Source organism: Ardenticatenales bacterium (assembly GCA_020634515.1).
Classification (GTDB): domain Bacteria; phylum Chloroflexota; class Anaerolineae; order Promineifilales; family Promineifilaceae; genus JAGVTM01.
In genome coordinates, this window is sequence record JACKBL010000007.1 from 248,482 (window position 1) to 263,628 (window position 15,147).

Annotated in this window: 11 protein-coding genes; 3 read left to right on the forward strand and 8 right to left on the reverse strand. The window is 63.1% G+C overall.

Features of this window, described 5'->3' with window-relative positions:
* Positions 1-14: 14 nt before the first annotated feature.
* The 7 genes from H6650_18560 to H6650_18590 are packed head-to-tail and all read right to left on the reverse strand — an operon-like array spanning position 15 to position 8,568.
* Positions 15-1,085 (reverse strand): hypothetical protein, encoded by a 1,071-nt coding sequence (locus H6650_18560; protein MCB8954014.1) that lies wholly within the window; start codon positions 1,083-1,085, stop codon positions 15-17.
* A 30-nt stretch (positions 1,086-1,115) separates the two neighbouring features.
* Positions 1,116-2,867, reverse strand: coding sequence for a glutamate mutase L (locus tag H6650_18565; GenBank protein MCB8954015.1), 1,752 nt, complete (start codon positions 2,865-2,867; stop codon positions 1,116-1,118).
* Complete coding sequence (locus H6650_18570) at positions 2,864-3,487, reverse strand: hypothetical protein (GenBank protein ID MCB8954016.1); 624 nt, start codon at positions 3,485-3,487, stop codon at positions 2,864-2,866. Before H6650_18570 ends, H6650_18565 begins: the two co-directional genes overlap by 4 nt.
* A 26-nt stretch (positions 3,488-3,513) precedes the next feature.
* Complete coding sequence (locus H6650_18575) at positions 3,514-6,942, reverse strand: zinc ribbon domain-containing protein (GenBank protein MCB8954017.1); 3,429 nt, start codon at positions 6,940-6,942, stop codon at positions 3,514-3,516.
* On the reverse strand, positions 6,939-7,547 hold the full coding sequence (locus H6650_18580) for a hypothetical protein (protein MCB8954018.1): 609 nt from the start codon (positions 7,545-7,547) through the stop codon (positions 6,939-6,941). The genes H6650_18575 and H6650_18580 overlap by 4 nt, the downstream gene beginning before the upstream one ends.
* A complete protein-coding gene (locus H6650_18585; protein MCB8954019.1) occupies positions 7,547-8,302 on the reverse strand; it encodes a hypothetical protein in 756 nt (251 codons plus the stop codon). Before H6650_18585 ends, H6650_18580 begins: the two co-directional genes overlap by 1 nt.
* A complete protein-coding gene (locus tag H6650_18590) occupies positions 8,302-8,568 on the reverse strand; it encodes a hypothetical protein (protein MCB8954020.1) in 267 nt (88 codons plus the stop codon). Before H6650_18590 ends, H6650_18585 begins: the two co-directional genes overlap by 1 nt.
* Before the next feature lie 545 nt (positions 8,569-9,113).
* Here H6650_18590 and H6650_18595 point away from each other — a divergent pair.
* From H6650_18595 to H6650_18605, 3 genes are all read left to right on the forward strand, one after another.
* Entirely contained in the window at positions 9,114-10,808 is a 1,695-nt protein-coding gene (locus tag H6650_18595) for a helicase-associated domain-containing protein (GenBank protein ID MCB8954021.1), read from the forward strand.
* Positions 10,795-11,553, forward strand: a complete 759-nt coding sequence (gene pgl / locus H6650_18600; protein MCB8954022.1) for a 6-phosphogluconolactonase — start codon at positions 10,795-10,797, stop codon at positions 11,551-11,553. The genes H6650_18595 and pgl overlap by 14 nt, the downstream gene beginning before the upstream one ends.
* 139 nt (positions 11,554-11,692) lie before the next feature.
* Positions 11,693-13,372 carry a glucose-6-phosphate isomerase gene (locus H6650_18605; GenBank protein ID MCB8954023.1) on the forward strand — a complete coding sequence of 560 codons (1,680 nt, stop codon included), beginning with the start codon at positions 11,693-11,695 and terminating at the stop codon, positions 13,370-13,372.
* A gap of 110 nt (positions 13,373-13,482) precedes the next feature.
* Here the strand turns inward: H6650_18605 and H6650_18610 are convergent, their stop codons facing one another.
* Entirely contained in the window at positions 13,483-14,976 is a 1,494-nt protein-coding gene (locus tag H6650_18610; GenBank protein MCB8954024.1) for a hypothetical protein, read from the reverse strand.
* Between the last annotated feature and the right edge of the window lie 171 nt (positions 14,977-15,147).

A 15,147-nucleotide genomic window follows, 5' to 3' on the forward strand; every position in this document is an offset into this window, starting at 1 on the left:
GGGGTGCGGGGAAACTAGCCGCATATCAGGTCCAGATTGGTGTGGGGGACAAAGATGACTTGCCCATCGGGCAGGCGTACGTCCGCTCCGGGCACGCGCGCGCCTAGATCGGTCACGCGCGTGTGCAAATAGATGTTTTCTACCTCGCCCACCTGCCCCTGAAAAGGCGGGCGCAAAATGCGTACTTTCTGCCCCACGTCGATTGTTTCTCCAATACCCGTGTTTTTATTGGATATGTTGGCGGTGGGCAAGGGAATGATTATTTCGGGGCGGCTGTGGTGGCGGGTGGGTTGCCGGCAAAACAGCGCGGACACACGTTCGGTGGATTGTTGCAGCAGGTCGAAGATGGGAGCCGCCATAGGATAGCGGCCAATACCGTCCGTGACCAGAATGGGGAACGAATAGGTGTGTGCTTGCCGGCATAATGCTGCCGGCATACTCCCCACAATCACCCCACGCCCGCCATTATCTTCCAATTGCCGCAGTACCTCCACATTGTCCACATGCCCCGCCACCAGCACCAAGCCACGCGCATCCGCACCCACATGCTGCATCGTCAATGGTGCTTCCGGCGTGTCCACGGCCATATGAATCTTGCCCGTACCGTCTTTGCCCGAATCCCAAACGGCCTGGATTAAGGACCCCTGCGTCTCCAGCAGCACGCCCTGATTGGGGAATACCTGGGCCACTTCCCCCGCCATCAGGGCGCGAAGTTCAAACAGAAGGGTGCGCTTCTGCAAAATGAGCCGCCCGTTGTTCACCTGGTAGAGGATGCCGTCCACGGGGGACTTGACGACTTTGGCGCTGCCCAGGCTGCCTTTTTTCCGCAGCAAGGGGGTCCCTTGTTCAACAACATCTCCCGGCTGAACCAGCAAGTATTGGCCCACTTCCGCGGGCGGAACCCCCAGGACTTTGCTGCCGTAGATGAGCGTAAAACTTGCCTGACGGGGGGTACGGGCGATCACTTGAACGGGGGTGACCTCCTGACCGCGGCGAACGGTGACCTCGCCGGGCGTAGGCAGCAGCCGCTCGCGCAGAATGGTGGTGAGGAGTTTGACGTGGGTAATGCCGGCATAAAACAACATATTCAATAATCCGCGACGCAATCAGGCCGCCTATCCTCCCATGTCCCATAACCATTGGCGCAGCCGCTCGGCGCGCGCCATTGTCTCCGTCGGCAGCGTCAGCGGACGCCCTCTGGCATCCACAATCACTCCCACCAGACCGCCCTGCACCGTCACGCTGTGCCCAACGCCCGGTCCATAGCCAATGTCAAACTGGCGCGACGCCAGCTTAAGCGTCAGCCGGGCCGTCTGGCCTAATGGCAGAGGCAGCACTTCCAGCGCGCCAAATGCCACTTCAACCTCCAGTGCGCCCTGCCCTTCCGCTTCCATGCGCAGTTCCAGCGCCTTCTGCCCCGGTTGTCCGCGCCCGGCCAGGGCAATCACCCAGCCCAGGTCTACCAGCACGCCCCCTTCCAGCGCCTGCACGGCCACCAGGGGTTTGTGTGGGGCCAGGACGCCCAATGCCGGCAAAACGCCATAACGGTCCACGGTCAATGCAAACACACCCGTGGGTTGTAGCGCATCCAGCACCATCAGCGCAATTTGCCCGGGGCGCGGCGTATGGCGGAATATCCCCCCACGCAGCAGCAGCAGATTAAACGGCGGCATCCGATCCTGCGCCCACCCCCAGCTTGCGCCAGCTTGCGCCACCGTCTGCCGCAGCATCTCGCGCGTGATCGCCTGCTCCAGACGCATCTCCGATTCCGTCATGGGCAACGAGAACGGATACAGCGCCTTGTTCATAATGAAATCTTGCAGCGCCGTGTCGTCAACGCCGTTGGCCGGCAGCCACTGCCGCACGCTCTCACTATCCAACATCCGTGGCAGTTGGCTCAATGGTCGCCCCAGCCCCAAATCGGAGCGCACCAACAGGTTGGCGTGCTCCGGCGTGGCGGCGACAAAGGTGACGGTGTTGCTGCCCACATCCACGCCCAGCACGCGCCCGCGGCTGACGGCGGCAAAGTATCGCGTGATGCCGGCAAATGCCTGCGCGGTGGGGACGACGGGATAACGACACCAGGCGGCCACGTCGTCAAATCCGGGCAAGGTACTTACTTTCAGGTCGTCGTAGAGACTGGCGGCCGTCTGGCTGGCTTCGTGCAGTTGCTCCGCTTCCAGCCGCGGGCGTACATTATCCACTGTATGCAGGCTGGCGATCCCGCTCAACCGACTGGCTACGGTGGCCCGCATCTGGCGATTGCCGGCAAAAACCACCTCCGGACGATGCACATCTGTCTGGGCCAGCAGTTCCAACGCCGTGGCCACGGTTTCCACGCTGCGCGTAAGCTGCGTCACATCCCCGCCATCAGTCCCGCCGGCAATAAGAATCAAGTCCGGTCGGTGCTGAATAATCGCGTCGATCTGCTCCGCCTCGCTGCGCGTGTCCGCCAGACTGAGATGGTCCACTTCCTGCGCGTAAACGGTTTGCAAGGCGCGACGGGCGCTGGTCAGGCTCACGTCATCCAGCAGCCCGACCAGGATCGTGCGCAGCGGCGCGGCGGCGCTGACCGCCGCCGCGAAAATGTCCACGCCCGCGCCGGTGTTGGTGGCTGGATTGATGAGCCAGCCCTGGCGGTCAAGTAGGGGGCGCTGCACCAGGTTTGTCAGGCGGGCGATGGCTTGCTGCACACCCGTGGTGGCGTCGTGCCATGGGCTGTCCGTGGTTGTGGCCGCCTGGGCGCAGCCAATGAGACGATAGCTGTTCTCCACGACGTCGAACAGAGCCACGTTGGTGTTCGTGTGGCCGATGTCGGCCACCAGGAACGACTCGCTGATGTGCAGGGTTTCCGGGTCGGGTGTCATGACAACAGGTTGCTGAGAGTGCCGCTGATGGCGTTGATGAAAGTGAGGATACGGTCGGTGAGTAAAACAAGACTGGTGCTGAGAACGCCCGCGAAAATCGCGCCCAACGTGATCATGAGGACACCCTGGCCGATACCGTTGACGACTTGCTGCCAGCGAGGCAGCGTGGCCCAGGCATCGCCGGCGGGCTGCGCGGGCCGCGTGAATCGGAAGTAGAGGAGCATGAAGACGGTGAGGATGGCGCTGAGCAATCCCGCCAATCCCGTGCCCGTGTGCAGCACTTGCGGCAGCAATGTGCCGCTGACCGCGCCTACGAGAGCCACCGCGCCGCCAACGCCGACGAGGATGGCCATGCTGCTGCTGCCCATCCAGGACAGCCGGGGCGCCAGTTTGAAGAGCAGCAAGGTGGCGAACAGGACGGGGATGAGCCAGAGCGCGCCGCCACCGACGGCCCGCATCTGCTCATAGACGGGCCAGATGACTTCCCGCGCGACGATCACGGCGGCATACCCGGCGCTGACGCCGACGAGGATGTGTACGGCCAGGCGGTAGGCGGGATTATCGCGCCACAAGTAGCTGAAGATGAGAAGCGTGAGGATGAAGCCGACCAAAACGTCCATAATCGAAAGGGTGTGAGGCGTCCGTGTTAATGACGTGACCGGCGCGTGAGGCCAGTTGCCAGATAGTAGAGGCTGCCGCCAATGAGCAGGACAATGACGAGCCAGTAAGCCAGTCCTTGCGCGCGGAAACGGGTGGTAAGTGGGCCAGCCGCACCGGTGAGCCGGTTTTCGTAGGCAGCGGCGGCCGGCAGACCGGCGATGAGGCCTTTGAGCTGCCCGCTGGCGTAATAGGGGCCGGCATTGGGGCTGAGCGACTGGGTGACGGCGGCGAGCAGAGGCGTGTCACCGGCAGCGCCGACCTGTTCTACCCAGTTGACGAGGCTCTGGCGGTCGGCGGTGAGCAAAATGGCCAGGCGCACGGGTTCGCCATTGTGGCTGAGGGTGAGGGGAATGCCGGCAGTTGTCTGGCAAACCACGGTCGTTGTGAGGCATTTCCCCAACAAGCGCAGCCCCACAGCCTCGCCCGGCAAATAGCCCAGATTCACGCTTTCCAGCCCCTCCGTTTCCGCCGCGGCCCGCGCCGCCAGCGTCATGCCCGCCGCCGATTGGCTGATGGTCAGCACCGGGCTGCCATTGTCCGCCAACTGGCGTAGCAGCAGCCGCGCCTGTGGTTCCAGTTCGCCGCTCATGGCGGGCGTGTAATCAAAAGCGACCAGCACCGGCTGCCCGGCGGCGGCTTGCACGGTGTCCAGGGCGGCGGCGGCGGCGGCGGGCAGCGGCGGTTCCGCGGCTCCTACCAGACTGCCGGCCAGATCGGGCAGCAGTGCGCCGCCGATGAGGGCGGCCAGCAGGAGGAGCGCCAGTAACAGGCGGCTCCAGGTAGGCAGCGCGGCGGGTTGGGCCGCGGACGCGGCCACTGTCGGCGCGGGCGCGTTCTGGGTGATTTGCCGCAGGAGGCTGGCCTGCTGCCGTTGCGCGGGGGAGACGGTGAATTGGGGTAGGTCGCCGTTGGTTTCCCGTGGCTGCGCCACAATCGGCTCGATGTCGATGACGCCGCGCATGCCGGCAAGGGGGCCGCTTTCCTGGATAGGTTCTTCCGGTTCGTAGGTTTCGCCCGCGCCGCGCAGTTCGCGCGGTTTGAACGGTTGCAGCCAGGCGGGAATCTCGGCGGCTGCCAGTGCGTCTTCGTCCGCGCTCATGCCGGCAAATTCCCTGGCCGGCGGCAGTTCCAAATCGGTGGGCGTGGCCGGGGGCATCTCTCCGAGTATGTCGCTCCACTCATCCCCGGCGCTCAGGTCCAGGTTGCCCGGCTCCGCCGACGTGGTCAGCGCCGCCAGCAGAGCGGCATCGAAATCGCCGGCGTCGGCGGGTTGGAGCCACGTGGGTAATTCGGCGTCCGCGGCGGGTCGTTCTTCTACCGCCGGCGCGAAGAGATCGGCCAGGGAGGATGTGCCGCCGCGCGCCGGGGAGCGGCTAAGGCTATCCTGCAACCATTCTGGCAGTTCGGCGCTGGCGAGTTCTTCCGGCACATCGGCCAGACGGCCTGTATCCGATGGCGGCAGTTCCTCGGCGACCATCCATGATTCTTCCAGCGGCGCCGGTTCGCTTTCTGCCGGCACGTCCTCGCTTTCGCTCTGCTCCGCCAGGGGGATTTGTCGCAGCCAATCAGGGAGCGACGCGCCTTCCTCCAGGGCAAACAGGGCGGCTTCTGCTTCTTCCTCTTCCAGGTCGGTGTCGGCAAACTCCGCCAACCAGTCGGGCATGGCCCCCGCGCCCTGTGTGGCGGATTCGGCGGGTGTTTCCGTTTCCGCTGTGAACAGGTCCAGCCAGTCCGGCAAGTCTGAATCCACGGCATCGGGCGCAAGGACGAGAGGGGCGTCCTCGTCCGCCCCTTCCGCCTGGGAGGGGGCTTCGGCCACGCTCATCCAATCAGGAATATCGGTGAAGGCTTCGTCTTCCGCGTCTTCCTCTGATAGCTCCGCCAGCCAATCGGAGAGGTCGCCTGTCGCCCGCTGTTTCGCCGCCGCGACTTCCGTGTCTGGGGAGTCGGCGGGCAGCGCGTCCAATTCCGCAAGCCACTGCTGCAGGTTGGTGTCGTCGAATTCTTCGTCTTCCGATGACCAATCGCCTTGTTCCGCCGGCAGTGGCGACTCATTCTCCCTGAGGAGGGCGTCTTCGTCATCGTCCATGACGAAAAACGTGGCGTCGTCCGCCGCCGTGGTGGGGGCTTCCGCCGCGGCGGGGGGCATGGCAAATGCTTGCAGCCAATCGGGCAGTTCCGCGTCGGCGGCTGTGGGTTGTTCGTCGGGCAACGTGCCGGCATCTTCGGTGAATGCCGGCATCTGCTCGAGCTGAGACGCTGCCGCGGACGCCCATTCGCCCGCCTCCTCCGCCGGCGCTTCCGCATCAGCAAGCCAGTCGGGAAGAGCCGCCTCGGGTGGCTCTTGAGGAAGCAAATCTTGCGTCTCCGGTTTCATCTCCGCCAACCAGGCGGGTGTTTCGGCGGCGGCGCTGTCCGGCTCAGGGGGCAGGATGGTGATGTCGTCCGCGGCCAGTTCCGCCAGCCAGTCGAAGGATTCTTCGGGCTGTGGTTTAGGCGGCGTGGGCTTTTCTTGCGCGGGTGGCGGCGGTGGGGGGGGCGTTTGCCCGGGCGGCGCGCCAATTTTGCTCTCCGCGATTATCGGGGGCACGTCCAGGTCGCGCAGCCAATCGGGGAGTTCCACGTCCGCCGCGAGCGCCGCGTACAATTCATCTTCGTCCTGCGGCGCCTGTTTTCCGAGGATGCCCGTGCCAGGGGGGGCAAACTCCGTGAGCCAGTCGGGAATGTTGGCAGCGGGATCGAGGTCGGCGGGGCGGGCGTCATCGCGGCGGGGGGGAGGCGGCTGGGTGGAGAGGATGCCCGTGCCGCGCGGGGCGGCGGCGCGCAGCCAATCGGGGAGGTCATCGCGGGGAGAAACGGTCTCGTCGTCCGCATCCAGCCAGGCGTTCAATTCGTCGGTGGCGGGGAAGGGGGTGGATGGTTGTGCGTCGCCGGGTGCGGCGACTGTGTCCTCGCTCAGGTCTTCCAGCCATCGGGCGAAATCGGCGAGGGCCGGGTCGGCGGGCGGCGCGGCGGGTGTGTCGGCGGGCGATGTGGGGGGGGGCGTGGGGGCGACGGGTGGAGATGGGGGCGACATGTCTATGGCGTCGCTCTCTTTGAGCCAATCGGGAATGGCGTGTGGATGCAGGGAGGGAATTGCCAGGTCGTCGGTGTCGCCGCGGGCGCGGCTGGGCAAATTGAAGGCTTTGGGGGGCGCGGGGAGTTCGCGATCTGGCGTGTGTGGCGATTCGGCGACGTCATCTTCAACCAGCCGGGAGCCGCAGAAGTCGCAGTAGAGCAGGTTGAGCGGGTTGTGCTGACGGCAGTTGGGACAAACGATGTGCGTTTCTGGCGGTAGCGGAGAACCGCAGTTGTTGCAGAATTTGCTGCCGGACGGGTTGTGGCCGCCGCATTCGGGACAAAGGATGGCGCTCATTTGTTGTAGGGGCGTTCTGAACCGGCCAGCAGACGCAGGCTCATGGTAATGGTTCCCAGGGCGACACCGATGAGGATGCCGCGAATGCCGGCATTCACGATCACGTCGGAAATCACGGTCTGCACCGTGACAAATAGCGTGCTGACGGAGGCGGGCAGGGGCGCGGCGGCCAGTAAAACGAGGATGGCCGCGAGCAAGAAGAGGGCTGTCCATCTCCGTTGACCGCGCTGCAGGAGACGAATGCCGGCAAACAATAAAAAGAAAGCCAGCATCGCCCCCAATGCCGCCTCCAGTGGGGCCTGTACCCAGGCGAAGATTTGGGCTGCGCCATCTTGCGTCAGACCAAGATAGTCGGTGAGGGGCATGAGCAGCACGGCGAGGAGGCTGAGGACGAGCGCTCCGCTGTAGACGTTGCCTTTGAAGAGACGGCGCAGATGGACGAGCAGCAGGTTGAGTACGCCCAAAATCAGGGCGGCGGCGGCGAGAAAAGCAGCCCAGGAGAGGAGGAGATTGCCGACATCTACATTCAGCAGCAGTCCCGCCAGCGTCGCCAGAAAAACAACCGCCGCCAGCAACCAGTTCGCGTGGTGTCCCCAGCGTTGCATCAGCCGCCTCCCCACAATCCAACCAGGGCGCTGCCCAGGACCGCCAACGCCGCCAGCCAGCGCATCACGTCTTGCGCCTGCAAGCTGGCAACCTGCGCCGGTTTGCCCTCCAGGTATGCGCCTGCCGCCAGCATCTCCTCGCCTACCAGTACGTCCTCCGTCACCGTGGTAGCCAGGGCAATGGCTTGCGGATCGTCGCTGCCAATGATTTGCGCCACTTGCCGCCGGCTGCCGGCTTCCGTGATGATGGCGATCTCCGGGCCAAAACGGCCGAGCAAGATGCTGCTGCCGATGTGTGCGCTGTGGATGAGGTCGTTTGCGGCGGCGGCGTAGGTCATGGGGTAGGCGCTGTCGGCCAGAAATTGCACGGGGGCGGCGGCTATTTCGCCCGCCCGCCCCGATTGGCGATACGCCTGGCGTACGCTATCCTGCCCGGCCAGCAGGAGCGTGCTTTCGTTGACCGTGACGAAGGGGGGGGCGGTGCTGGCGCTGGAGCGGGCGGCGAGGTGGTCAAGGGTGGTGAGGGCGGCGAGGCTGGTGGCGCTGCTGCTCTGGTGCAGCCCGCCGTGCCCCAGGCCGAAGTGGATTTGCCGACCACTTTCCACGGCACGCCCAACCTGGTTGACGAGGGCGCGGTAGCCGCGCAGGGGACGCAGGTCGGGGGGGCGGTCGCGGCGCAGGCGCGCAAACAGAATCATGAGCAGGCCCATGATCAGGGTGATAATCAGCACGAGTGAGGCGGTGAGGAAGTCCATCAGTCAGCCTCGGTTTCCAGGGAAATCAGGAATTGATTGAGCAGTTCGGGTTCTTCGAGCAGGTGGGCGAACTGGTTAATGGCCTGGCGGGGGTAGAGAAGCCCCAGCACGGGCTGGGCAATCCAGATGAACTGCGCGATCAGGAGGGCCAGGGGACGGCCAGCTTGCAAGAAGATGCGGGCGGGCTGGCGCAGGTTATGCCGGCACAACGTCTCCGTCAGTCGCTCCATAAAGGCCAGTTGTGAATCGGCTGGCTGAGTCATCATCTTGGCTGTTACCCATACATGACATAATATGGGCGAAAGTATAACACGTTTACGTAGGCATGTAAAGCTACAGTACCGGACCCCCGCCTGGCAGGCAACAGGACTTCTGTCATAAGGACTGGCGCTGAAATACAACTCGAATGGCAGCGCCAGTTTGATGGGGCGGTAAGGAAACAACTTCGTTGTCTTATTTAATTTCCGCTCCTACGGGCGCAAACGGGGAACGTGGCGGGTCGGGCCTTGTCGCTTGTGACCGGGACGCTGGTATAATTATGATTGATCACGGTTAAGGCTAATCCAGAAAAATATCGATCCGGAAAAGGCGGGATTTTCTGGATGGGCTTGAGGCTTTTCGGTATGGAACAGGATCATTCAAATTCCGAAAGTGACTATACAGGTCATCTGCCCAGATTGGACCAATTTGCTCTGGTTGAATCTTATTGATGTCTACAAAATTGGTCCAATCTCTCGGAGACGTGAATAGTTACTTCCGAAAAAGCCTAACACAATTCCTAGACTTTCAAGGACTCAAGGAACCGAACTTTATGCGCTCTCTTTCGCAGGCTTTGGCCGATCACGAATTGATTGTGCTGCGCGTCATTGGCGAGTGGTGGGAGATGGATTTGTCGGGAGCGGATAAGGGGGCGTGCGTGCCGGCATTAACCCAGGCTTTGGCGCAGCTCGACTTGCAGGAAGAAATCAGCTACCTGCCGCCGGAAGAAGCAGAAGCCCTCCAGGCCCTGGCGCAACAAGGGGGACGAATCCCCGTCTCCATTTATAGCCGCAAGTTTGGCGAGGTGCGCCAGATGGGACCGGGGCGCATGGAGCAGGAAGAGCCGTGGTTGGATCCCGTCAGCCCCGCCGAAGGACTCTGGTATCGCGGTTTCCTTTATCGCGGTTTCGACAAGACCGCCGACGGCATGGTTGAGTTCTTCTACCTGCCCGATGAACTGTACCGCCAGTTAGGCTTGACGCCCGCGCCGTCGCCACCTCCGGCGCGCGCGCCCATCCGGGTGAGCGAACCCCGCCCCACCCTGGCCTCACTAGATGTCTTGCCGCCCCCCACGGCCCCCGCTGCCCCCGTCGCCGCCCCGGTCGATGCCGTGGACGACCTGACGACTATTCTGGCCGCGGCGCAGACGATACCGTTGCAAGAAGACAATCTGGATCGGTTGGATTACCTCCTGCTCAATTCCGACGCCCGGCGGCGCGGCCTGCTGCTGACGCTGGCCTGGGATATGAAGATGCTGCGGCAGACGGATAACGGCTTCAAGCCGACGCGCGCGGGCGTGACCTGGCTGCAAAAGGGGCGCGAGGCGCAGTTGCGTGATCTGGCGGAGGCGTGGAGCGGCAGCAGTTGGAATGAACTGCGATACACGCCCGGTCTGGTTTGCGAAGGGAGCGGTTGGGAGAATGACGCGCTGCTGGCGCGCACGGCGCTGTTGGATGGGCTGCCGCGCGACGTCGGCTGGCTGCGGCTGGCGGACGTGATCGCCGGTATCAAAGAACATACGCCTGATTTTCAGCGGCTCGATGGCAATTATGACACCTGGTATATCCGCGATGTGGCCACGAACCAGTTTCTCACGGGTTTTGATAGTTGGGACCTGGTGGAAGGGCGGCTGTTGGCGTTCCTGATCACGGGGCCGCTGCACTGGTTGGGTTTGTGCGACCTGGACGCGGCGGGAGAACTGTTCCGCCCGACGGAGCGGATGCTGGCCTGGTTGCGGCTGGCTCCGCCGCCGACGGCGGCAGATGGGGGCGCACCGCTGTTGGTGATGCCGGAAGGGACGCTGCTGGTTCCGCAAAATGCCAGCCGTTATGAGCGGTTCCAGGTGGCGCGGGTGGCGGAAGCGCAGCCGGTTGCCGGGCCAGATCGCCCGTATCTGTATCGGTTGACGCCGGTTTCGCTGCAAGAGGCGCAAAATCAGGGGATAATGCCGGCACGAGTCCTCGAATTCCTGACCCAAGTGAGCGGCCAGGACCTGCCCCCCGGCCTGAGACGGGCCGTAGAACGCTGGGGGGAACAGGGCACGGAAGCGCGCCTGCAACACGTCACCATCCTGCGCGTTAGCCAGCCGGCTATTCTGGACAAACTACGCGCCAACCCCAAAACGCAGCCCTACCTGGGCGAAAGCCTGGGCGACCTGGCCGTGGTCGTCACCGACTGGCGGAAATTGCAGCAGATGACCACGCAGCTCGGCTTGCTGTTGGAGGTGGCGGAAAGTGGGCAACCCTAAAAACCGGGTTTTTCGCAAAAACCCGGTTTTTGAGAACCTGGAGACGTTGAGCCAGTATGCGGCGGATTTGTTCGTGCGCGTGGCGCGGGATGCCGTGGCGCGGCGCGGCCGGTTTCTGGCCGCGCTCTCCGGCGGCGGCACGCCGCAACGGCTCTACGAACTGCTGGCGCAGTTGCCGCGCCTGGCGCAAATTCCCTGGGCGCAAACGCATTTTTTCTGGGCGGATGAGCGATGCGTGCCGCCGGATGCGGACGGCAGCAACTACCGCCAGGTGCGGGAAGCAATTCTGATCCATGCGCCTGTGCCGCCGGCCAACGTACACCGCGTATCTGGAGAATTATCACCCCCCGCTGCCGCCGCCGAATACGCCCAACAGTTGGCGACTTTCGCCGCCGCCGGGCTGAATTATCCCCGCTTCGATCTGGTGCTGTTGGGCATGGGCGGCGATGGACATACGGCTTCGCTCTTCCCCGGCTTCGACCGCGGGGCGGCGGATGCCTCCCCGACGCTGGCGGTGACGGCCCATTATGAGGGGCGGCCCGCCGACCGCGTTACGCTGACGCCGCCGGTGCTGAACGCGGCGCGGCAGGTGGTGTTCCTGGTGGCCGGGGCGGAGAAGGCGGTGGCATTAGCGCGGGTGTGGCGAGGAGATGGGGCGGAAATGCCGGCATCTCTCATCCAACCCCACGATGGGCAGCTTACATGGCTTGTAGATGCGGCCGCGGCGAGTGGGGTGAAAAATTAATTGGTGAATGGTTAATGGGGTGGCTGTTCCCGTTAATTGTTGGTTGAACCTGGAGAAAATGATCTTCCCGGAAGCTGTTTGGGAGCGGCTGTTGGCGTGAAGTCAGCTTCCGGGAAGGTTTGCAATAAGGAATTCTCTCATGAACGAAAAAACGGACCCCCGTACTCTCGTCCGCCTGGACGCCCTCCAACCCACCTTGAACGACACCCTGGCGCGCGCTGCCGACCGGGGACTTATGCGCCGCATCTGGGCGCATGATCACACGGTCTGGCAGCCCGATCCCACGGAAATCAGCAACCGTCTGGGCTGGTTGGATATTGCCAGCCGCCTGGCGGATAAGCTGGAACCGATCCAGGCGCTGGTCGCCGGCGTGCGGGCGGATGGCTACACCCACGCCGTGCTGTTGGGCATGGGCGGCTCCAGCCTGGCCCCCGAAGTATTCCGCCTCACGTTTGGCGTCGCGCCGGGGCATCTCGATCTGGCCGTGTTGGACAGCACCGACGCGGACGTGGTGCGCGCCCTGGCGGACCGCCTCGACCCGGCGCGCACGCTGTTTATCGTTTCCACCAAGTCGGGCACGACGGTGGAGACCCTGTCTTTCTTTAAGTATTTTTACAATTGGACTGCCGTCGCGTTGGGGCCGGAGGCGGCGGGGGCGCATTTCGTGGCGATCACGGACCCGGGCAGCAAACTGGCGCGGACCGCGGCGCAGTTCGGTTTTCGCGCGGTGTTTGAGAATGACCCGAACATTGGTGGACGTTATTCGGCGCTGTCTTATTTTGGATTAGTGCCGGCATTTCTCGTAGGCGTAGACGTTCCCCTGCTCCTGCAACGCGCCCGCGACATGATGTCCAACAACATGCGCGCCGGGCAGGATAATCTCGGCCTCTGGTTGGGAACCGTCATGGGGGAGGCCGCGCGCCAGGGACGCGACAAAATCACCCTCGTCACCTCCGCCCCCATCGCCAGCTTTGGTGATTGGGTGGAGCAACTCATCGCCGAAAGCACGGGCAAAAACGGCACGGGCATCCTCCCCGTCGTGGGTGAACTGGTAGGCGGGCCAGCCGTCTACGGACAGGATCGCCTCTTTGTTCACCTGCAACTGGCGGGAGATGAGAGCCATGTCGCCGCGCTGGACGCCCTCGCGGACGCCGGGTATCCCGTCGTGCGCTTCACCCTGGCGGACAAGTACGACCTGGGCGCGCACTATTTCCTCTGGGAGATGGCGACGGCGGTGGCCGGGCATCACCTGGGCATTCACCCGTTTGACCAGCCCAACGTGGAGTCGGCGAAGAAATTGGCGCGCAAGATGGTGGCTGCTTTCCAGGAGACGGGCAAACTCCCCGAAGCGGAGACGGCCCCCCTGTCGGCGGCGGCGCTGTCGGCGTTTCTGGCGCAGGCCCACGCGGGCGACTACATTGCTTTGCAGGCTTACGTTCCGGCCACGCCGACCACGGAGGCGGCGCTGCAAACGTTGCGGCGACACCTGCGTAATCGCACGCGGCTGGCGACGACGCTCGGCTATGGGCCGCGCTTTTTGCACTCCACAGGGCAACTGCACAAAGGTGACCGGGGGAATGGCCTCTTTATTCAGTTTACGTCCAGTCCGGAGGCGGATGTGCCTATCCCTGATGCGGCGGGGCTGCCGGATGCCGGCATGACGTTTGACGTACTCAAGCAGGCGCAGGCGTTGGGTGATTATGAGGCATTGCGCGGCGCGACGCCCCCCCGCCGCGTGATTCGGTTTGAGGTGGGGGGGGATGTCGATGCCGGCATTCAGCAATTAAGGCCAATCCAGAAAAATACCGATGCGGAATAGGCGCGATTTTCTGGATTGGCTTGAGGCTTTTTCAGTATGGAATAGGATCATTCAAATTCCGAAAAAGCCTAACCTCGTAAGCGCTTCCCTCTTTTAAGAATGAACCAATCTTAATTTACCACTTCCATCGCGCCAATATCACAAGAATTGCCCTGCGGACGGGAAACACCGCGCTGGTCGGTGTCCACGCACGTCGTCGGCCCGCCATCAAGCGCCGGGCTGCCCGGCAGCGGCTTATGCGTCAGTGTGTTGCCGCCGTAGTTGAACAGCGGCCCCAGCAGGGCGTCCGTATTCGGCAGGTCGGTGGGCGCATACAACAGACAACTGCTGTCGCTGCCGATGTTGTAGCCGGCGGACTGGTAGCCACTGCCCGTGCAATCGAACGCCGGATTCTTCAGAATCGTCGCCAGGAATTCGACGGTTGATCCGCCCCCCGTGACAATGTTGCCCGAAGTTTGATTGTCCACAAATGTGCTGAACTGGAAAGAAGCGTGGCTGCCGCTGTCCAGTTTCATCACAGCCTGTCCGGGCGTCGTTTCATTGCCGGAAATCGTGCTGTTTTCAATCAACATCTCTGCCGCGAAGCCCGGGGTCCCGTTGAAGATAGTGTAGCCCGCGCTTGTGTTGTGCGCTATCAGGCTGCGGCTGATGATCAGTTGATTGCCGTCATTCTGGATAATGTTGTAGTTGACGCTGGTGTTCTGAACAATGCGCGCCTCGTGCAATATCATCCTGCCCCCATCCCCATAATTGCGCAGGGCTGCTCCTTTGTTCAGGGCGATGTTGCCGGCAATCGCCGACTTTCTCACCACCAGCAGGCCCTCGTTGAAGGCAAAACCGCCAGAACTGTTGAGGGATTGGTTGTTGCTCAAACTGGCGGAGCCAAAGAGCGCCACGCCGGTCGCGTAATTGTAAATGCCACCCCCTTTTTCGTCCGCCGTGTTGCCGGTTAATTCGCTGACCGTCATGATGAGCAAGCTATAGTTGGCAATGCCGCCACCCTCCGCCCCGCTGAAGTTGTTGCGCACGCGGCTGCCCGCCAGGGTCAGCGTCCCCGTGTTGGCGATGCCGCCCCCCGATCCGACAAGGACTGTGTTGTTCTCGATCTGGCTGTTGCTTATCGTCATGCTGCCGCTGTTGCGAACACCGCCGCCGGCAAGGGTGCCGGCATTATCCGTAACCACCATGTTCTCCAGCGTGACGTTTTGCCCGATGTTGTAGATGCCGGCACCACCCGTACTGTCATCATAGCCGCGCCGCACCGTCAGGCCGCGCAGCGTCACATTGTCGCCCGCAATGTAGAAAACGCGGTCGGCGTCAAAGCCATCTACCGTCAGATTATCGGCTCCGGGACCATTGATATTCATTTCATAACTGACTACAAGAGGGCCACTGGTGAGGACAATGGCCGATGGGACGGGTACATCGAATGCCACCTCTCCACCCAGGCAGACCTGGATGAGCGCGTCGCGCAGCGAGCCAGGCCCGCTATCACCCACGTTGGTGACGACGACGGTCTCCTGGCAGCCTTCGTTGGCCGACGCAGGAGCGGCGAACAGAAACAGACAGACGAAACACACGAACAATCCCAGGATGCTTTTCATGACAGCTTCCTCCTTGTGCTGCTTGTTGGCCGATATGTTTAGATTATAGCATACCGCCGCAAGCGCCTGGGCAGTTTCGGGCAAGACGGTTAGCCTCTTTCGGGCGCATGAGACACTCGCCCGACAAGCTCCCTGGCGAACGCCGTCAATCATGCTCAAGTGAAACAACCG

Excerpts from the sequence above, each read along its gene's own strand:
- H6650_18560 (MCB8954014.1), bottom strand. The coding sequence starts at position 1,085 with ATGTTGTTTTATGCCGGCATTACCCACGTCAAACTCCTCACCACCATT.
- H6650_18565 (MCB8954015.1), bottom strand. The coding sequence starts at position 2,867 with ATGACACCCGACCCGGAAACCCTGCACATCAGCGAGTCGTTCCTGGTG.
- H6650_18570 (MCB8954016.1), bottom strand. The coding sequence starts at position 3,487 with ATGGACGTTTTGGTCGGCTTCATCCTCACGCTTCTCATCTTCAGCTAC.
- H6650_18575 (MCB8954017.1), bottom strand. The coding sequence starts at position 6,942 with ATGAGCGCCATCCTTTGTCCCGAATGCGGCGGCCACAACCCGTCCGGC.
- H6650_18580 (MCB8954018.1), bottom strand. The coding sequence starts at position 7,547 with ATGCAACGCTGGGGACACCACGCGAACTGGTTGCTGGCGGCGGTTGTT.
- H6650_18585 (MCB8954019.1), bottom strand. The coding sequence starts at position 8,302 with ATGGACTTCCTCACCGCCTCACTCGTGCTGATTATCACCCTGATCATG.
- H6650_18590 (MCB8954020.1), bottom strand. The coding sequence starts at position 8,568 with ATGATGACTCAGCCAGCCGATTCACAACTGGCCTTTATGGAGCGACTG.
- H6650_18595 (MCB8954021.1), top strand. The coding sequence starts at position 9,114 with ATGCGCTCTCTTTCGCAGGCTTTGGCCGATCACGAATTGATTGTGCTG.
- H6650_18605 (MCB8954023.1), top strand. The coding sequence starts at position 11,693 with ATGAACGAAAAAACGGACCCCCGTACTCTCGTCCGCCTGGACGCCCTC.
- H6650_18610 (MCB8954024.1), bottom strand. The coding sequence starts at position 14,976 with ATGAAAAGCATCCTGGGATTGTTCGTGTGTTTCGTCTGTCTGTTTCTG.